Source organism: Bradyrhizobium sp. RDI18, from assembly GCF_043203335.1.
GTDB lineage: Bacteria > Pseudomonadota > Alphaproteobacteria > Rhizobiales > Xanthobacteraceae > Bradyrhizobium > Bradyrhizobium retamae.
The window spans coordinates 2,295,144-2,314,064 of the sequence record NZ_JBICRN010000008.1 but is presented as its reverse complement, the minus strand read 5'-3'; the positions used below and the strand labels follow the sequence as shown (position 1 = coordinate 2,314,064).

13 protein-coding genes and 1 pseudogene are annotated in these 18,921 nt (G+C 59.6%); 5 read left to right on the top strand and 9 right to left on the bottom strand.

The features are described from left to right. Positions 1-135 precede the first annotated feature (135 nt). Positions 136-312 carry a hypothetical protein gene (locus ACFXS9_RS20260; protein ID WP_392691481.1) on the bottom strand — a complete coding sequence of 59 codons (177 nt, stop codon included), beginning with the start codon at positions 310-312 and terminating at the stop codon, positions 136-138. A 723-nt stretch (positions 313-1,035) separates the two neighbouring features. Here ACFXS9_RS20260 and ACFXS9_RS20255 point away from each other — a divergent pair. Then, positions 1,036-1,720 (top strand): annotated as a pseudogene (locus ACFXS9_RS20255) (IS630 family transposase); the annotation flags it as partial. 311 nt (positions 1,721-2,031) lie between these two features. On the opposite strand, the gene ACFXS9_RS20250 reads toward ACFXS9_RS20255, so the two are convergent. Together ACFXS9_RS20250 and ACFXS9_RS20245 are read right to left on the bottom strand one after the other, a co-directional pair. After that, positions 2,032-3,435: a hypothetical protein gene (locus ACFXS9_RS20250; protein WP_392691478.1), complete on the bottom strand. Its 1,404-nt coding sequence runs from the start codon at positions 3,433-3,435 to the stop codon at positions 2,032-2,034. Next, a complete protein-coding gene (locus ACFXS9_RS20245) occupies positions 3,432-3,794 on the bottom strand; it encodes a hypothetical protein (protein ID WP_392691475.1) in 363 nt (120 codons plus the stop codon). Before ACFXS9_RS20245 ends, ACFXS9_RS20250 begins: the two co-directional genes overlap by 4 nt. A gap of 1,358 nt (positions 3,795-5,152) precedes the next feature. On the opposite strand from ACFXS9_RS20245, the gene ACFXS9_RS20240 reads away from it, so the two are divergent. The 4 genes from ACFXS9_RS20240 to xopAG all read left to right on the top strand — a co-directional run bounded on the left by ACFXS9_RS20240 (position 5,153) and on the right by xopAG (position 9,972). Then, positions 5,153-6,634, top strand: coding sequence for a type VI secretion system Vgr family protein (locus ACFXS9_RS20240; protein ID WP_392691473.1), 1,482 nt, complete (start codon positions 5,153-5,155; stop codon positions 6,632-6,634). A 22-nt stretch (positions 6,635-6,656) separates the two neighbouring features. Further along, positions 6,657-7,016, top strand: a complete 360-nt coding sequence (locus tag ACFXS9_RS20235) for a hypothetical protein (protein ID WP_392691470.1) — start codon at positions 6,657-6,659, stop codon at positions 7,014-7,016. Between the two features lie 143 nt (positions 7,017-7,159). Further along, entirely contained in the window at positions 7,160-7,723 is a 564-nt protein-coding gene (locus tag ACFXS9_RS20230) for an Hcp family type VI secretion system effector (RefSeq protein WP_392691467.1), read from the top strand. Positions 7,724-8,583: 860 nt separating this feature from the next. Continuing rightward, positions 8,584-9,972, top strand: a complete 1,389-nt coding sequence (xopAG, locus tag ACFXS9_RS20225) for a XopAG/AvrGf1 family type III secretion system effector (protein WP_392691464.1) — start codon at positions 8,584-8,586, stop codon at positions 9,970-9,972. A gap of 571 nt (positions 9,973-10,543) precedes the next feature. On the opposite strand, the gene ACFXS9_RS20220 is transcribed toward xopAG, so the two are convergent. Genes ACFXS9_RS20220 through ACFXS9_RS20195 form a run of 6 tightly spaced genes read right to left on the bottom strand, consistent with a single transcriptional unit; the run spans position 10,544 to position 18,470 of the window. Further along, positions 10,544-12,301, bottom strand: coding sequence for a tetratricopeptide repeat protein (locus ACFXS9_RS20220; RefSeq protein ID WP_392691462.1), 1,758 nt, complete (start codon positions 12,299-12,301; stop codon positions 10,544-10,546). A 20-nt stretch (positions 12,302-12,321) separates the two neighbouring features. Next, positions 12,322-12,978, bottom strand: a complete 657-nt coding sequence (locus tag ACFXS9_RS20215) for a DUF3540 domain-containing protein (RefSeq protein ID WP_392691459.1) — start codon at positions 12,976-12,978, stop codon at positions 12,322-12,324. Between the two features lie 17 nt (positions 12,979-12,995). Next, positions 12,996-13,952: a hypothetical protein gene (locus ACFXS9_RS20210; protein ID WP_057847243.1), complete on the bottom strand. Its 957-nt coding sequence runs from the start codon at positions 13,950-13,952 to the stop codon at positions 12,996-12,998. A gap of 34 nt (positions 13,953-13,986) precedes the next feature. Further along, a complete protein-coding gene (locus ACFXS9_RS20205; protein ID WP_082637818.1) occupies positions 13,987-14,394 on the bottom strand; it encodes a DUF4150 domain-containing protein in 408 nt (135 codons plus the stop codon). Between the two features lie 4 nt (positions 14,395-14,398). Then, positions 14,399-15,475: a pentapeptide repeat-containing protein gene (locus ACFXS9_RS20200; RefSeq protein ID WP_392691455.1), complete on the bottom strand. Its 1,077-nt coding sequence runs from the start codon at positions 15,473-15,475 to the stop codon at positions 14,399-14,401. Then, positions 15,465-18,470: a DUF2169 domain-containing protein gene (locus ACFXS9_RS20195; RefSeq protein WP_392691453.1), complete on the bottom strand. Its 3,006-nt coding sequence runs from the start codon at positions 18,468-18,470 to the stop codon at positions 15,465-15,467. The genes ACFXS9_RS20200 and ACFXS9_RS20195 overlap by 11 nt, the downstream gene beginning before the upstream one ends. Positions 18,471-18,921: the final 451 nt, after the last annotated feature.

The following is an 18,921-nucleotide window of genomic DNA, read 5'->3' as shown; positions in this document are numbered from 1 at the left end:
GATCTAGGAACTGAGTAGCCGAAGATCTGGGCGTGCTCTGCTCCAATTCGATTCGCCGACGCGCATTGGGGAAAAAAGGACGGACTAAATCGGCGCTCTGGTGTCGGGCGACATGGACGTGGGTGGCATATTGCCTCAGGTGACAATGTTCCGAAGCGGATCGTGGTTTCTTTCTGGATCGGGCTTGAAGTCGAGCCCACGAACGAGCCATGGAAATAGGTTCTGCTCGCGTTCGAGAGCCTCGACGATAACAGCCGCCTCACGCACGATGAGCGGAAAGCTTTCGGTCCACCCCGCTGCGACGTCCACCATTGTTAGCGTCTCAATGAAGGCGCCGGCATACGAGCATGCCGCCGTGCACAACTAGATCCGCTTCGCAGTAACGCGGCGGAGGTGACCCCCAGTCATTGAACGCGCGCACCAGGGCTTGCCGCCGCACGGCAGTGGAAAAACCTGCCTGTCGTGTTCGCTCGCCAACTGCCCCGATCTTCGCGGCGCTTAACAGGCGGTCGATCGTCGCCGCGCTTACCGTCAAGATTAGCGGTCGCTCACCCGCAGAGAGCTCCAATCTGACATGCCGTTCGAGCGCCGGGCGCAACAATGGGATCATCACAACCAGCCGCTTGCTGCAAGGCTGGTCGGAAGCGTCCCACAACGCGATCAGGGCATCCCTAACGGACGGACCGTACGTCCGACCTCGTCGGCGGTCGTGCGAGATCATCTCCGGGCTGAAGTTGCCTCCTTGTGCATTGACGATGAAGCGCCAGCGGGAACACCCCCACTGCCGGATCACTCCGATCGAAAGCGTACTGCATGCATGAAACGATTATCGCGCAGTTCTCTCGCCCGCCGGCATCAAGCGTCGGCGGGCCGTAATGCCGACTGCTTCCACAAGGCTCCGACGGAGAGCCTCTTCCACATCCTCAAGGCAGACCATGTCCGTCACCGCCCATACCAAAATCGCGCCGCCGCGGCGCGCGACATATTCGCCCTCACCGCATGTTTCTACAATTGAACCACGCTTCATTCCGCGACATGTGGTGCATTCCCCATGTCGACGGCGAATACGTCGCCCGCATGGAGGACGTGCTCGATCTCTATTCCGAGGCGCCGGATCGCGAGCGGCCGCTGGTCTGCTTCGACGAGACCCCCGTCCAGCTCATCGGCGAGGTGCGTCAGCCGATCCCGGCCAGGCCCGGACAGCGCGAGCGCTACGATTATGAGTACCGCCGCAACGGCACCGTCAATCTCTTCGTCACCTTCGATCCGCATCGCGGCTGGCGCAACGTCAAGATAACAGACCGCCGCGCCGCCGTGGACTACGCCCACTGCATGCGTGAACTCGTCGACGTCCATTATCCCGATGCCGCCTGTATCCGTGTCGTGCAGGACAATCTGTCGATCCACACCGCCGGCGCGCTGTATCAAGCATTTGCGCCCGCCGAGGTCCGTCGCATCCTGCGTCGCCTCGAATTCCACTACACCCCGAAACACGCCAGTTGGCTCAACATGGTCGAGTGCGAGATCAGCGCGCTGCAGCGCCAGTGTCTCGGCCGCCGCATCGACGACCCCAAACGGCTCCGAAAAGAGATCGCAGCATGGCAACGGCAGCGAAACAAAGCACAAGACCGCATCAAATGGATGTTCACAACCGACAAAGCCCGCGCCAAAACTCGGCCGCGCATATCCAGCCATCGCCAAAGAGTCAAAATTACTGTGATGAACCACTAGTTTTATCGATGGGGCCAGGATCTCTTCGGGGCGCAGACTCAGGACCAAGTTCCCACGGCCACTCGACACCATCATCTTCCTGGCGGCCTCGCGCCATGAGCTGCCGCGCAAACCACCGCTGCGGTATCGCGCCACAATCGGCAAGGCCGCGCGAGTTGTTCACGAGGTATGGTCAACCAGTTCGTAAATGCAGGCCATCCAACCTGGTCTCGTCACGCTTAGCAGACGATGGGGCCCCGCTTCATTCATCTGCTCCACTCGAAGGTGGGTTTGCAGCCCAAACGCGTTCCTTTAGCAAACTTAGAGGCGATGGATGACAAGGATGCGGCCGTCTGGTCCCGATTCGGCTGTGTACCGCTCACGCAGGATGTAGAAACGCGTCATTGGGACCTCCGGGGTCGGCAGAAGTCTGAAGTCTCCCAGTACGCTGATCAGGGAGTCGTCGGCCTCTCGGGGGCCGTGGATCCAGCCTGGGTCCAGTCTCTCTCCGATATCGGGGAATTGCCCGATTTTATTCATCTGCTCAACTCGAGGGTGGGACTGCAGCCCTAACTCCCTGTATCCAGGGGTCAGAACAAAGTTTTCGCCTTCCGGATTATTTGGGGTCACGGGCGCCCGCCCTGGCCACAATACCGCAGCATAGCGCATACCGTTGATAAGCACACTTTGTGGCCGCAACAGCGCCGGAAGGAGGCTGCTTTCTCGCAATTCCGCGATCAGTGGGTCCGGGGCAAGGCCGCCCCTCCAACCGGGGAGGACATAAGCTCCGAAGTCACGCTCTGCCTGCCTAGCCCCTGCGCCGGCTGCAATGGTCGGGCGATCCGACGGCATTGTGGGCGCCAGCGGTGATGACGATGGCCCGGCGACTTCGAAGCCCTGAAACATCACACCGCGCGTACGGGCCCAGTTCTCGAATTGAACCTGGTGGAAATCCCGAAGCATATCTCGCAAATTCAGGAGACGGTTACGAAACCCGCCAACCGCGGGTGCGTCGCGCCCTATATAGGCGGCTGCATAGGCTTGCACGTCGGTATCCAACGACGGCAGCGCAATCCGGTCGACTATTGGGGGTCTGTTGGTCTCGCGGATCCACTCGAGGAAATCGTACATATCGCCTGCGGCATGGTCGGCGCCGCGGGAGCGGCGGTTAGGGAGCTTCTCAGTAAGCCAATTCCAAAAGTCCTCATGGAGCGGCCAATCCACGTCATACGGGCCGGGCCCCTGATTGGAGCCGCTGCTGTTACCGCTATTGCCGCTGCTGCTGCTGTCACTGTTGCCGCTGCCGCTGCTACCGCTGCTACTGCGGCTGCCCGACGACGGCCCGGCTCCATCAAAGCCCTGAAACATCACATGCCTCTCACGGGCCCAGTTCTCGAAATGCAGGTCCCGAAGCATATCTCGCAAGTTCAGGAGGCGGTTACGAAACCCGCCAATCGCCGGTACATCGCGCCCTATATAGTCGGCTGCATAGGCTTGCATGTCGGTATCCAACGACGGCCGCGCAATGCGGTCGGCCATTGGGGGTCTGTTGGTCTCACGGATCCACTCGAGGAAATCGTACATATCGCCTGCGGCAATGTCGGCGCCGCGGGAGCAACGGTCCGGGAGCTTCGCAGCAAGCCAGTTCCAGAAGTCCTCATAAAGCCGCCTATCCACCGCATAGGGGCGGGGCCACTGATTGGAGCCGCTACTGCTGTCACTCACGCGAACCTCCGGTAAAAGGTGCAACTGCAGCGGTAAGGCATGCTCGCTCGATCCGAAGCGCGCACGTCGCGTGAGTTCGGTTGGGGAGCCGTCTTGCCCGATGTTTTCGAATTGAAAAGCAGCACGATCTGCCGCCGCTCCAGCTTGTTTGCGATCAATCTTCCAACAGCCCACACTCCGTCGTTCGGTAGCGCCATATATGCTGCGATGACCATGAGGAATCCGACGACGTCGACCATCTGAACTTCTCGAGACACGTTCTCGCGTTCGCCCATAAAAGGCAATTCTACCGGAGCAATAACGAGTCGATCGGCTGCCGTATGATCCCGAGCGACGAGAAGCTCGAACCGCCGGCTCATCTGCGCCTCACGCTCTGCTCCTCGGATCCCTTTCCTTGTCTGCGCACGGACCGGAGCCATGGTTGTCCTGTCGCGTCGCAATGTCGGCGCCCTCGATAGCTCCGGGGTTATCTCGGCCTCGCATTCAAGGCGGTTCGAAGACAGGAGCCACAATCTTCAGTGCCGCGTCTAGCCTGAAGCGGTCATAACGCGCCCCCTCTTAGGAGCGCAAGGCGCGTCGTGCTTTTCTGAGGTGCTCAGGCTAGAACAAGAGATCGCGATGCCAGAAAGTGAAACAGACCAATCTGCACTGTCTGTTCGGTCACAAACACTTTCTGTTCAATGATCGACATGTCTGTTTGCTGGGCAGTCTTAGAATCGAAGTACCGTCTTCAATGTTGTGGCCCACCAAACAGGCTCGCCATCAGCCGTCGAAGGCCTCTCTTTGGCAGCCTCGCGCGGCACGTCACTTGCTGATCATCTTGGACCGTCCCTCTGGATGTCGGTTTTAAAAATATAACCTTGTCGAGCGACAAACCATGGGATGCCGCGAAACGGCCTCATGTCAGGGTTCGACCAGCTTGACTCTTGTCCAGTGTCTGACAGTCGCGCCGCCTCTGTCAGGTTGAGAACACTTATTTGGCAAACCTCAGTTTTTCAAAACCTAATCAGAGATCAAATGAGGAGACGTCATTGGCACGGCTATTGCCATTGAGATGCAGCGACACCGATTGGCTGAGTACACGAAGCGCAAGACGAATGATGCTCTCTTTCCCTTGAACCCGTGTGCATCGTTTTGAGAAGGAAACCCAGCGTATCTACCGCCGCACCTGAGAGCGCACACAACAGGCGCGTGGGCCAGTCGATCGGCTTCACAACAATGGCGCGAAAGAGGCGGCCAATGCTAGCGCCGCAGGCAGTTCGAATGCACACCCGGGTGTCGTATCCGTGCTGATGGGCAAGGCTCACCGTGTGAGATGCAGCTTGCGCTCGGAGCTGTTGGAGAGAGCGATGAACTCTTCAGAACCAATGTCGCCAGATGCGCCGTTTGGACGTGCATCACGGCGCCGCTAGCCGATCGCGATACACTATGCATGGCAACGAGAAGCTACCATCTCGCCAGCGGAATGGCGGGGGCTCGCTTCAGGCCCTAAACCGCCGCGACCGTATCGAGCCTGTCGGTGAGTTCGTCCGGCGTCTCGACCGTCCCGTGCCTGGCTTTACTAAGTTCTGCTGTCGGCGACATGCTGCTGTCGTAAAACGCGTAAGGAAGGTGAGATATCGTTAGCATTGAGTGCTTCGGGCTCCCAATCGACCCGCGCTCCGCGGCACCTGTGACGAGCATGCCTAACACTGCCACATTTTGACTTGGTGCACCGATGACCAACGACTCCAATCTCAGTATTGACCTGCACATTTGCAGCAAGCCCGACATTGAACTCGACGTGCAAGGGTTCGAGGGCACAGAGTGCATTTCCCTGCCGTTCAGCTACGTGATCTATGCCACGACATCGAGCAATGTCGATACCGGCTCTTTGATAGGCGAGCGCGCCAAGCTGTCTGTCAAAACCGCATGCGGGCGATGGCTTGCCTCGGGCCTGTGCGCCCAAGTTGAGGAACTCGATCCAACGGTGACTGACCTGCGGGTGCTCCAGTTCGTCCTGCGGCCGCGTTTTGCGGTCGCCGAGCTCTCCATCGCGAGCCGCATTTATGGCCCTGGCCAACCCATGGGCGTCGATGACATCATTAAACAGCAGTTGAACAAGGTGAGCATCAACATTCCCACCGAATACAATCTTGATCGCTATCCCAAGCGAAATTATGTTGTGCAATACAATGAAAGTGATTTGACGTTCATTTCGCGCCTTTGCGAACGGAACGGAATTTTCTACTTCTTCAAGCAAGAAGACGAAGGTGAAACCGTCGTCTTCGGCGACAAGAATCTGGCCTTCCCCAAGATCGGGTTCGGCGTTAAGTCGGCGATTCTTTATGCGCGCCAGCACGAGCGCAAGACATCGCGAGGCGTCGACGAAAGCGCCGTTCGGTCATTCCGGCAGCGCCGGGTTCTCTCGACAAAGACCATCGCGCTCCGCGATTACAACGAAACGGTGCCTTCCGTCGTGTCCGTCGATAAGCAGGTCGGACAAGGCAGCGGCTTCTTGGGCAAAGCCTCGCGCTTCGGCGGGCATTTTGCGACCGAAGCAGAAGCGGCCACGCTGGCCCGGATCCGTGCCGAGCAGATCTGCGCCGGCCAGACAATGTACATCGCGCACAGCGACGCACCGGAGCTGCGCGCTGGCGTCATTTTCGAACTGGAGGGCCATCCCCGCTTCGATGGTGAATATCTCGTCATCGCCGCGGATCACTCGGCCTATCGCCCGGCGCCAACCGGATTCGGCGCATTCGGGCAAAATGGGCGAGCCTACCAGAACATGGTCCATTGCATCCGCTCGGACGTGCCTTATCGACCGGTTGCGATGACGCCTGTGCCTCTTGGCGTCGGCCTCCACACCGCCACAGTCGATGGAGAAGCTTGGAACGGGCGGGCCGAGATCGACGACCAGGGCCGCTACAAGCTGCAGCTTACATTCGCCGACGAACCGGCCGAGGGCCCTGGCAGCGACTACGTGCGCAAGCTCGAACCTTATGCAGGTCCGAATCAAACCGGCTTGCATTGTCCGTTGGTCCCCGGAACGGAAGTTCTGGTCGGCTACATCAACGGCGACATTGACCGGCCGGTAGTGGTCGGAGCGGTCCACAATCCAGATATGAAGGGAGGAGTGACCTCGGACACGCATTTGTCCAATCGCCTTATGTCGCAATCTGGCGCCTCGATCGTGATGTACGACGGATCTCCGTGATTTCTTCACCTCATGGAACCTTATGGCCGTCTGGCGCCCAGCGACTCACGAGATCGACCCGCTATTGGAAGCGGTCGCCAATACGGCACGCGCGACCATCCTGCCAACAGCAACGATCAACATACCACCGCCGTCGGCCGATGGCATTTGCTCGCAACGGCTTCGTGACGGACGAGAATTGCGCCTCAAGTTGTCCGCGCACTATCTCGAGCAGGAACGACGCGGTCCTTGCACGGTGCTCGTCTACGCCCTGCAGGGCAATGCCGTTGTTGATAACCGCATGGGTTACCGTGTGACGGGGCAGGCTGTCCTCGACGTTGCCACACGTGCATTTCTCGAGGTCGAGTGTCAATTGGAACAGGTCGGCCCTGTCATGCCGTGACGGACTGCTGTCTCGATCGCGACGAGGTCTTTGCGTGATGGGTGCCGGTGCCTGGAAATCTGCCCAGCCCTATTGACCATCACGTCCGGAAGGCCCGAAAATTCAGGTGTCGGGTGCACACGGCTCTTGGCACGGATGTTGCCATGTCCATCGTGCCGTGTGTGCCGGCGTATGCCAGAGATTGGGAGACGAACGTGTCACTTGAAGCCTACATGACAATCAAGGGAAAGAAGCAGGGCGACATCTCCAAGGATGCCTCCAAGACGGTCAGCATCGGGCAGGTCGGCAAGGGTGATGCGGGTAAGCAAGGGAAGATCACCGTTGTCGCCTTCACCAGCGGCATCATCGTTCCGCGCGATGTGACGAGCGGTGTCGCCACGGGCGCTCGCAACCACCAGCCGGTGCTCTTCACCAAGTTTTTCGATCGGGCCTCGCCGCTGCTATGGCAGGCGCTGGCCACCAACGAGGTGCTCGAAGAGGTGGTCTGCGAGTTCTACCGCACCGATCCAGGGGGCATGCCGCAGCCGCAGAACTTCTTCAAAATAAGCTGGAAGAACGCGACGTTAGTCGAGGGCAAGGCTTATGTGCCGCTGACGATCAATCCGCAGAACAACTTCTTTCAGAACATGGAAGACTGGTCGTTCACCTACAAAGAAGTGAAATGGGAGCACGTGCCCGGCAGCACCAGCGGCGAGGATAAATGGTGACAACGCCGCGACGTTTGCGCTGTCGCCGTTTTGCGGCGTCTACGAAGCGCTATGCACCCCCGCCAAGCCAAGGACGGTGTACTTGGTCCCAGGCACCGTCCGGTACATGGTGGATACATTGCGCACATTCGACGCGTCGCAGGACTTGGAAGTGGCCATGCCGGGTCTGCTTCACGGCAGTGTGCAGACAATGCTAAGAGTAGGTAGATCGGTCCAGCCTTGCTCAACAGAATGTTGGATAGGCCGGGAGCATTGGCTGCCATTGCCGATTGGTGCATTGGGCTTGGCCAATTGAGCAAGCCGGGCTCATATGCCTGCTGATCGGACGAATTGTCGGACGCACAACGTAGACATGCGGCAAAGATACGCCGGTTCATTTGGTGGCTTTAGGGCCTCGCGGTGCATCAAGTGGGTCGTGTTCGGACCGAAATATCGCGCGTGTAGCCGAACAGGGTGCCGGAATCGTACTGTTGATCCTGCGTCATGGGTAGTGATTGACGAACATGAATGCGAATTGGGAACAACCAGCCTTCACGGCGTTCGGGACTCAACCGGCGGATCGTTTGTGGACTGCCTGACAGCTTAGCGCCATGACCGCGTTCCACGAAATGGGCAATTCGCTTGCTTCTCTACGTTCCCGGGTTTGGCGGATCGTTGGCGGCCAGGCTGAGGCCCCAAGTATGCTCAGTGCGTTTCACCAGGCGGGTCATTCACTTGCTGCGCTTCGCTCCCAGGTTTGGCAAATCGTCGGCGGACAGGCCGAGACCCCGAGTGCGATGACTGCGCTCAATGGAGAGGGGCATTCACTTGCTGCGGTCAGTGCCCGGAGTGTGGCAACTCCAACTGGGAGGAGCTCTGTAGTGCGGCAGGTCGGGAAGGGAACGAATAATGGAGACGGAGCGAAAGGCGGGAGGGGAGACGGGCCAAACTTTGCGCGCGCAGTGAAATACGGATTGTATCTCGCGGGCGCGGGCTACGCCTATAATGAGGTCGCAAACGACTTTTTCCTTTCTACCACATCACTGCACGACGGGAAGAAAGGCTTCACCAGTAACGAACGGCTTAGGTTGGCTCAGGCGAAGGCGAGGGAGTATTACACGTCGTATCACGCTGCCGACCCTGACACTCGGCGCCTCAATGAACGTCCCCTCAATCCAATCCGTACTTGCGGTAACAACCTGTTCGTAACGATGATCGATTACCGGGCGGCGACCTATGTACACGTTGGTCGCCTGGTGGATTCCATAGCGGCGCACACTTCTCTTGTGCTGAACCTGAGCTGCATGAAGGGTCATCTCGTGAAGGACGAGTGCGTGGCCAAGTACAGGCCATCCAAAGTGCCGAAGGATCCGGACCTGACGAACAGCCCGCTATACGACAGAAAGAACAAGTACGCACTGACGGGCGTGCTCAACGATGAAACTGGTGCTTATGGCTACACCTCGAGGTCGATCACCCAACCTTTCGTGAACAAGGGCGTTCAGCACTTCCGGGACGCCACCTTCCAGAGCGAGAAGGGACTAACTTTCAAGCGATGCATCGACAGGCTGGAGGCGCTGCTCGACAAGGACGGCGGTCTCAGAGAGGAGGCCCAGTTCGCGGCTGGCCAAGCCATCCTGAACTTCAGGCAGGTCTACGCTGCGGACGAGCATTGGGGACACGCTGAGAACGTCGTGATGCAGGCCATGTACGAGCACGGTTGGCTATCACGGGCGGAAACCGACAAGCTCGATGCGACGCTTATGTTCGAAGATCCAAATAAGAACCCGCTCAAACGCAACAAAAGCTGGGTTGGGCCGGGACTACACCAACTCGACGTCTGGCTTCAGGAGAGGCGATCGGGTCATGATCCCGTGATAGGTGAGGAGTTGAACCACAAGGAGATCGATATCATGAAAGATCTGCCCATCGCGCACTTCAAGTTGAACGAGCAGGGCAATGGGTTCGAGGATTGCTCAGGGTTGGGCGATTCGTTCACGTGCGCCAATGCCGTCGCCTGCATCAATCACGCGCGCTTGATGAGTGGCCTGCCCCGCCTCTCAAAGGAGGACGTTATAGTCATCGTCGCGTGCCTTAACGCCGTATACGACGACACGTCGTCAATACGGCACTCGCTCCACGAGGTGGCACGCGGCTGCTTCGTCGGCGCTGGTTACACCACCGAAGACGCGGATGAGTTCTACATGGGGGTGTGTCGGAAGGCCGCGCGAGAGTATTACGGCGGCAGATATCTCTCGAAGCAGCGTTGACGCCGTAAGGAGTGGTGTATTAGCGAGCGACGCTCTCGAGGCGGTCTGAGCTGGAACACGAGTTAGGTCCGATCTCATTGCACGCATGCTTCCCCGCCGGAACGGCTCTTCTCGAAGCCCGATAGCCGTCACCACGGATGGTGATCACCGACGATTGATGAAGCAGCGATCAAGGACCGGCCGAACAGTTGCAGCTGGACGTAGTACGTCTGCACGAAATCTGCGGCCGTCGACTCTGTTGATATTGTTGACGGGATTCATCACATTCACCTCCAAATCTGACCAGATCAAGCAGGACCTGTGACTCCTAGATAGAGACGTTCTCATGGGCGGCAAGTCTCGCGTAACGCCCTTCGGATGTTACCGTCATCCAAAAGCGGATGAACAACGTGATTGTCTCGAACGTGACACTTTCATTGCGTTCAAGCCGCTCGAGCACGTGCGCGATGCGTTCGCCCCTTTGGCTATCGCAGCCCAGCCGCCAATCGCAATCGTCTGGAGAAAGGAAGCAGGCAATCGCAGCTTCAGCAACCAGCGACTTGGGCTTGCCGCGATGCTGTGGGAGCGCCGCTCAGTCAATCGTTCGTGTGCGCAGCAGGGTCTCGAGCCGGCGCCGACCTTCGTCGATCGCGCCGGACCAATGGCCGAACCGTTCCTGCACGACAACCTCGAATGAAGGATACCACAATGGCTTGCCGTCGGCCTGAGCCCAATACCAGGGATAACCGCGCGGCACGAAGACCACGCCGGGAACGCCGAGCGCTCCGGCGATATGGACGGCGAAGCTGTCGGGCCCAACCACGGCGTCGAGATTGGCGATCGCTGCGATCAATTCCGCAGGACACTCGATATGCACACCAGCATCGATCGGGCGACTCCATCGTTTCATGTCATGCCGTTGCGCCCCGCTCATCAAACTGACCGGGGTGACGGAGTGAGAGATCACGGCGGCGACCTGCTCCATCGAGAGGCCGAGAGCGCCATCCTCCCACACGATGCCCACCAAAGGCCTTGCGAACGCGGCCAGAGCATCCCGCCATTTGGCGAACAGTTCGGCTTCGGGGCGTAGGTAGGGAATGCCATCGGCAATGTTGCGGGCGTCGGTCGACAGAACGCGCAATAACGATTGCAACGGCATAGCTGAGAGCTCGGGCCTCGGCTCGTCCGAAATGACCTGCTCAGCGAGGCCGGCAAGAAGAGCCTGGTAACGTGGCTCCGCGACCACATGCACATTTTGCTGGCTCGTCAGCCGACGCAAGAGACGAACGAGTGCTACGAATTCGAGGGCGCCCGTCGTCGGCGGCACAACTATCTGCGGCACAAGCGCCAAGGCGGCCGGATCAGGTGTCGGGAAGTGACCGAGCGTCAGTTTAAGCGTCGTCTGTAGAGACTTCGCTGCTTCGCTCTCTGGTCGCGTGTTCACGACGTGGCTGACAAGCTTGAGGGATTCATCGAACCGGCCAACGAGATGCAGGACACGCGCCAGAGCAAGCGCGGCGGAAGGATCCAATTTGCGAGCGCGAACGAATTCCGTCAGTTGCGCAATGCCTCGGTCCACCTCACCCTTGGCAATCGTAACGCGGGCCACGATTTCGCGCGCACCAACATGAGCCGGCGCATAGGCGAGCAGTTTCTTGCAGGTGGCCTCCGCCTGCGGCCAGAGTCCGGTTGCGGCGCGGCAATAAGCCAGATGAAAGAGCCCGGCTGTATCGAGCGGGGCGCGCAGATGCGCGCGTTCCGCAAGGTTGAGCGCCTCGTCGAAGCGGCTGCGTTCGAGCATGAGCACCGATAAATTGACCAGCGCATCGGGATCGTCCGGAGCAATCTCAAGCGCACGAAGCAGGGCGGCCTCAGCCGACGAGCTGTGGCCCAAGGCGAACTCGATGGCGCCGAGTTGAAGGAGGGCACGCGCATTCCCTGGCTCGTGTCGGACAACGGTCTCCGTCATCGCGCGGGCTTCCGCAACGTTGCCGCGGCTCAGTAGGGCATGAGCGAGCGCTAGCTTAATCTCCTCGTTGCGCGGAGCGAGAGCCGCCGCGCGTTCGAGGCAAATCACCGCCTCCTCAGCGCGGCCGAGCAATCCGTGGGCGATGCCGAGATTGTTGGTGAGGCCGGCGTGTTCGGGGTAGATGGTCGCCGCTTCCGACAGCATGTCGAAGGCAAACTCGATCCGCCGCCGCGCAAGTGCCAGTGTGGCCCTCGCATTGAGCGTATCGGGATCACTTGTGGTGGCGACCTCCTCCAGTAGCGCCTCCGCCTCCTCGAGACGGCCGGCCGCGATAAACTCCTGGACCGTTCTAACCCTCTCCTGCCGGGTCGGAGCCGGCATGCCAGTGGACAGCATCTGTGCTATGCAACCGTGACGCGTTTGCCGTCGAGGCGGAGATCCTCGCTCACCGCGATGACTTTGCTGTGGGCTATCTCGGAGGCAATGCCGGTGACCCTAATGGCCTGGGTTTCGGTCTGCAATGAGTCAATACGCTCGATCACCGCGACACGCTCGACCGCCTTCACCGTAAGCAACTCGGCGCTCGCCTCCTTAATCCGCGCCGAGCATCGGACACGGTCCGCGACTAACGTGTAGAGCTTGCCGATCCAGGTGCCTTTGTTCGCGAGCACCGCAAACAACTTAGCCTGCAGATCGATACTATCGGCGCGCAAGGATATGCGCTGGCGCGCGGCGATGGTGATGGTCTCGCCCTCAATCGACATATTGCGCCCCCCGGGTAGGCCGACCATGCCACCATTGGAAGCCGCCCGCTCGAGCACGGTCACGACGAAGGCTTGCTCCACGTTAGCGAAGAGCAGCACCATGTCCCGTGGTATAGGCCGGACCAGGCAGCCAACAGCCACCGTCGCCGTGTGACGAGCGCCAGCGACTTCGACCTCCATCGCAGTGCCATCATCGCTGACTGACACTACACGGGCTGTGTGATGTCCAGGTTCAAGCAAGCGCTCGGCCATCGCCAAGATGTCGGTGTTTGTGGCACGGATCGTCATCGTCATTCCTGCTCTCCAGCCGGCTACATGAAATTTATCGACTTCTTTTGTATGACTTCCTCATTGCCGGTGCTGGACATGATCTCAGCTGCTCGGGTCACAAGCTCGTACTGTTCCGTGCTTGACTTTCCCTGACGCAATTCTTCTTCCGTTACGGACACGCTCATCTTGCAGACCTTGCCGTCGCGGCCGACCACCTTCAAGTCGTCAACGGGCGCGAGCTTGAAATTGCTTGTCCTGAGAATCTTGGTATCACTATCGGCCGACTTGAAGTCGGGTCCAAAAACACACTTGGCCGAATTGCCGATCACTTGCTTGACGTCGTTTCCTTCGACAATGTCAAGTTTGTTGCCGATCGTGACAGAGTTCATATCGCTCAGATTGAATGAACATTCTCTTGAGATCTTGAAGGTGAACGCTTCTCCAAAGAACATGCATACGTTATTGGCCATCGCCAGCGTGGTAGCTGCGCCTCTCATGCAGGTGAATTTAGTGCCTTGAAAGAATTCCTTGGTGTCGCCCATCGTCTGCTTTTCCGAGTTGCCAACGGTCGTTTCCAGCTTGTGGCCGTTGTTGATGAGCTTGACGCGGTTCGAGGCCGTCAGGATGATGTCCGCAGGCGTCCCATTAGCGCCAGCACTGATTGACACGCCATTCTCGGCGGAGATCTCATAAGTGCCTTTCGAGACCTGATGTTGGGAGTTGCCGTTCGTGACCTCCGTGGTCTGACCGCGACCGATTTTGAGCAGTGCAGCGCCTTCGATATTTGCCTGGAAGTCCTTGTTGGTGAAGGCAAGTAAGCCGGCATTGTCGCTTTCATGTTTGCTGATCGCAGCTGGACTTTCGCCAATAGTCGTTGTGAGACCCGTGACAAGTTTTTCTTCTTCGTCCGAATAAGAACCGAGGCGCAGATAACTCGACTTGGTCAGGGGAGAAGACGGTGTTTCTGGAACGACCAGTCGGGTATAGGCATTTGGCATAGTAGGCTTCCCTAATCGTGTGGCTGTGGGTACCTTAGCGGTGCGCCATCAAGCGGGTTTGAGAGGGCGATATCGAAAGTCCGAACGCGTTCGGGTTGGCACCATTCTGCTTAGTCGGCATCCCCATTTTGGTTGCCGGTGACCCGCCGATTGACAAATTGTCCGATCCCGCTTTGGCGCGGCTCGGACCCATGACAAGGCCAGAGATGACGCCGAGGGCCACACCTGCGCTATCACCCATCGATGTCGCGCGCTCGGTCGTCATGTTGTGTGCAGGCATACACATGATCAGGAACCGAGACTGCGTAGGAATAGCCGTCGTGTTCATAGCGACGTTTGGATAGGGGGTAGGCACAACGGCGGGACCGGATGGCGTGTTGCAGACGTCGGGAAACGCTTGATCCTCCGCCGACATCGGGCCACTTGAATTGACAAAAGTCATTTGTTTAGCTCACTCCGTTGAGAGGGATGACGCGGCTTGCATTGTAGAGTTCAGCGACGGCGCGTTCCGGCACAGTATGCAGGGCACTCCCACGCTGGGTCACGAACAGACTGCCTTCGGTCGACGCGCAGTGAAAGTCAGTGCGCAGAAAGCGCGAGCCGGAAAAATCGCTGCCATCAACCTTGGCGTGGTGCATCAGCGCATAGGACATGTCGGCGCCGGCAAACAAGGCGAACTTGGCCGATGCACGTGTGAAAACGGCCGTCGCCAATGTTGTGCCAGAAAGATCGCAGCCGTCGAGGCACGCCTCTACGAAGATGCATTGCGTCAAATCGGCATCACGCAGCGTTGCGGCTCGCAGGTCAGCCCTGACAAACAGCGTGTTCGGGGCGGTCGCGCTGGAGAGGTCGGCGCCAACGAGGCTCGCGCCCGCCAACACCGCACCGGAGAGGTCTGCTCCGGACAGGTTTGTGCGGTTCAGCTTGGCGCCGCTCAAGTTTGCTCGCGCAAGCATCAGCCCGGAGAGGTCCCGCTCCGACAGATCGCATTCCGAGAAAAGAATCGTGTCGCAACGTAATCCCGTGAGCTGTGCACTGCGCAAATCGGCCTGCGTTATGGCGGCGTTCGTCAGCGTGGCGTTGTCGAGCACGACATTGGCGAGGTCACAATCCATGAGAGCGCTTTGAGATAGGGTGGCCTTGCTCAGGATCGTCTGGGCCAACATGCAACGCATCGCTGTCGTCTGGCTGAGCCGCGTCTCGCTAAAGTCGCTATGACTGAAATCTGATGTCATGAACGTCGACTGGGTGAAGCGCGCCCGCCGCCAGTCGGATCCGCCAGCGCGGCAACCGACAAGTATGCATTTTTGAAGGTAAGCATCGGCGAAGGAAGCGCCGCTGAAATCGCAGTCCTGAAACGTCATGCCGGTCAGGCGGGCACGCGTGAACTGGCTGCCGCGAAAAGAAGAACTCAGCACAACGCCATCGTTCAGGCTCAGTCCAGACAGCATCTGGCCATCGAGGTTGGCTTCGCGTACGGGGAACTTATGGTCGACCGACTGCAATAAGAGATCAATTGACATGGCGCGTGACCATCAGGACGGTGCGGTCGATATTTGCGTTGCTCAAATCGGTCGCGACCAAAGAAGTATCCATCAGGTCGGCGCCATAAAGATTTGCATGGCGTAGACTGGCGCCGGTGAGGTCGGCTTCATTGAGATGTGCCTCGAGCAGGTTAGCGGCATAGAAGTCGGTGCCGCGCAGATCGTTGCCAGTGAAGACCGCGCGTTTCAGCGATGTCATTCGGAAGATGGCGCGCGCCAGCGTCGACTTGCCGAAATAAACACCGTTCAGTCGAGCCATGGTGAAGTCGGTGCCGCTGAGGTCGGCCGCCTGAAAAGAGAGCGCCTCGGCGCTGCTGCGGCCGAAGCGGGCGTCGCGCAGATCGATGTCGCCGATGAAGCTGACTTGGTCAAATTGCGAGCTGCTGAGATCGAGTTGGGGCGCTGCCACTTTGAGAAAGCAGGTTTGCTTAAGTCGCGCGCCAGCAAAGCTCGCTCCAGACAGCGATAAATCCATGAATTGTCCGCGCTCGAGGACGGCGTCCCCCCAAACGCTGTTCTCGAGGTCGGCTTTGATGAAGGAGCATTGATGTATTTGCGCAGAACGGAAGGTTGCCCCGATCATCGGTACCCGCAAAACCTGGAGCTCGCCAAGCCGTGCTTGGTCGAAGGATGCGCCCATCATGCGCGCGCCGAGAAGATTGGTGCGCACAAGCTGGCTGCCTGCGAAACGCGTTCCGCGGCAGTCGGCTTCACCGAGATTGGCTTCGGTGAGATCGGTCGCGCTTAAATCAGCGTTGATGAGCGTTGCGCCGGACAGTGCGGCTTTCATCAGTTTTGCGCCGGCCAGGTTGGTCCCGCTCAGCTTCGCGCGCTCAAGAAAGGCGCCGGAGAAGTCCGCGTTCGCGAATCGCCGCCCGGAGAGGTCGGCGCCGGCTAGATCGCGACCAGCAATCGTGCCGCCGCGCCGGAACTCCTCTTCCACCAGATCCCCCAGCGCGCGTGCGACAGCTGGTGCCAGCATCGTTTCAGGCCTGAGCGGCTTGGGTGAGGCGAGCCTTGCTGCGGCCATGCCGGCTGCCAACTGGCCCTCGGCTTTATCGATCTCGGTCCGCAGGACGGTCAATGCTTTCGTAGATTCCGCTTTAGCCGCGGCGATCCTTCCTTCGGGCTCATCAGCGCTTGCCGTTTGATGCGGCGCATTCAAGGCCTCGAACGGCGGGCGGTCATCGGACGGTAACGCAGGAAGGGCCCTTCTGAGCGCCGCTTCAGCATCGGCGAGGGCCGTATGCGCTCGTTGGGCGGCGTCAGGCGGTGTACCGGAGGCCTCGATCTGCGCCAGTATGTCGTCAATGGTCAGGCGCGGCGGCGCCTCTGGCGTGAGGCTCCGCGTTTCTTCCGGAAGTACAAGCGCGGGAATATCGGGAAGCGAAAAGGCGCCGTCCGATATGGCGTTGCGTATCGGTTCGAGCGGTCGTCCAGCCGCCAAGTTAAAGAAACGAGCATGTGCAAGTTCGGATTGTTTTTGCTCGTCGAGCGGTTGCGTTGCTGCGCCAAGGATTTCGCGACGCCAGTTTTTCGCCCGCGCGAGCTTGTCTTCGATATCGCCCATGAGGGCCGGATCAGTGTCCGGCAGCGCAGGGAATGGCGGAGCTTGCTCAAAGCTTGCGTCCATCGACTGCGCAGCGTCCGTGGAACCGATCGCGGCAAGCAAGGCGTCGATATCGCTTGATGCGGCGTTTCGACTGGCAATCTTTTCATAGGCCGCGCGCACGGGTTGATATTGAGCGTCAAGCTTGTCGAGATCGGATTCTGCCTTGGCCTGTACCGTCTCCAAGGCGTCGAGGATCTCGGCCAATTCGATCTCGCCACTCTCGAGTTCCTCCGGCAACAATTCCGGAATGCTTGACGGTTCGATCGACGGTATCTCGATCGTCGGGCGCAGCGAAGGCGGAAGCTCAATGCCCGCGAACTCCTGCTCGAGCGCCCAGCGCATGGAGGCCAGCTGCCGCGCTGCGCGCTGTTCGGCCAAATAGCGACGCCGCGCCGCGCGGCGTTCGCGTTCGGCAGCCGAAATCTCAGGGGCAAGTTGATGTTCCGAAAAGGCATACCGTGCGGCGGTCGTCGGGTCGAGCCGCAGCTGCCGGACATTCAGATAATGATCGAACGGCCGCGCGGGCTCGCCTTGTTGTTCGTAAGCGACCATAATGTCGCCAACGTCACTGCCGTCCAGTTCCTGCACGGCGGTCGCGGTGCGGTAGATCATGACGCCGCGGCGGGCTCCCGCGAACAGCCACAGGGTATCGATGCGCGTCGGCAGTTCCGTGACGCCACGCGTCGCATCGCTCCAGCCGATGAAGCAGCGCACGCGAAAGGCCGGCAGGCGGCCTTCGATCAACGGATGCTCCGCGGAGAAGTTCTGCAGCGCGTAGGATTCTCCGCCCGAGATGAAGCCGGCCATGCGCTGGTCTGGCGGCGCAAACAGGAAAAGGCGCGGATCGGCATCGCTCGCCAGAGCGGGAGCAACCGATTTCAGCCACGCGGCGTCATAGGTCCCCGCGTATCGCAGGCGCTCCTTATCATCGAGCGCCATTGGTCCAAAGGCTGCGGGCGGTGCGATCGTTTCGATGAACTGAATCGCGTGCTCGGGGTTTTCCACGTTGGGCAGCGCCACCAGTTCGCCGGCCATGCTGCGGCGAAGAGCCCCGTGGCCGGCGCCGACGGGGTTCGCGGCGTAGCCGGGCCCGCCGAACGCGCGTTGCCGCGTTAGCGGCATTTGCCGGAATGGTTGCGCGGCTGTCGGTCGCCAGCCGGAGGCGGTCATCTGCCAATAACGGTCGCCGGTCACGAGAAGGTGCTTCTGCATCGGTCCGAGCGTCCAGCCCAACATCATGCGCTCCGTCGGCCGTCCCTCAGGCGCCGCCGCATGTCCGCCGATGAGCACTTCCGCTTGCGGCTTGGGCATGCCGATGTCGAGAGGGTTGCCGGGGGAAGCTCCTTCGCGGCGATCACCCAAAGTTCCTGCTCGCCTTCCAGACGGTCCGCGCTCGGGTTGGCGAGGTCGAACATCGCGAAAACGGAAATGACGAGGCTTGCCCCGGGAGGACGGCGCTCGCATTTGGTCAACAGACCCAGTGTGCGTGGCTTTATAAGAATGGGCATGAGACCCGCCGAGACAATTGTCGCTTCTTCGCTATATTTCTCGAGCGTGACGGACTTGCGTTCCGCCTATGCGGACGCGTCTATGTGTCACATACCAGATTAGGTGGGCAAGAAGATCAGCCAGCGTTGCGTACATGGCCGAACCGCAAGACTTTGGTCGTCGATCGTGTCGTGGAGAACCGCGACTTGCTTGCGCGGCGCCTTCATCGGCTCGGATTCCGCTTGAGCGACCAGATAGAAGACAGCATCATAAGGGGGCTTGCGGCGATTGCCGAACGGTACAAGCTCTTCCGTCTGCACAAAAC

What these genes read in the sequence shown, in the direction of transcription:
- ACFXS9_RS20200 (WP_392691455.1), bottom strand. Translation starts at nt 15,475, where the DNA reads ATGTCAATTGATCTCTTATTGCAGTCGGTCGACCATAAGTTCCCCGTA.
- ACFXS9_RS20260 (WP_392691481.1), bottom strand. Translation starts at nt 312, where the DNA reads ATGGTGGACGTCGCAGCGGGGTGGACCGAAAGCTTTCCGCTCATCGTG.
- ACFXS9_RS20210 (WP_057847243.1), bottom strand. Translation starts at nt 13,952, where the DNA reads ATGCCAAATGCCTATACCCGACTGGTCGTTCCAGAAACACCGTCTTCT.
- ACFXS9_RS20235 (WP_392691470.1), top strand. Translation starts at nt 6,657, where the DNA reads ATGGCCGTCTGGCGCCCAGCGACTCACGAGATCGACCCGCTATTGGAA.
- ACFXS9_RS20230 (WP_392691467.1), top strand. Translation starts at nt 7,160, where the DNA reads ATGTCCATCGTGCCGTGTGTGCCGGCGTATGCCAGAGATTGGGAGACG.
- ACFXS9_RS20215 (WP_392691459.1), bottom strand. Translation starts at nt 12,978, where the DNA reads ATGACGATGACGATCCGTGCCACAAACACCGACATCTTGGCGATGGCC.
- ACFXS9_RS20245 (WP_392691475.1), bottom strand. Translation starts at nt 3,794, where the DNA reads ATGAGCCGGCGGTTCGAGCTTCTCGTCGCTCGGGATCATACGGCAGCC.
- ACFXS9_RS20240 (WP_392691473.1), top strand. Translation starts at nt 5,153, where the DNA reads ATGACCAACGACTCCAATCTCAGTATTGACCTGCACATTTGCAGCAAG.
- ACFXS9_RS20205 (WP_082637818.1), bottom strand. Translation starts at nt 14,394, where the DNA reads ATGACTTTTGTCAATTCAAGTGGCCCGATGTCGGCGGAGGATCAAGCG.
- ACFXS9_RS20220 (WP_392691462.1), bottom strand. Translation starts at nt 12,301, where the DNA reads ATGCCGGCTCCGACCCGGCAGGAGAGGGTTAGAACGGTCCAGGAGTTT.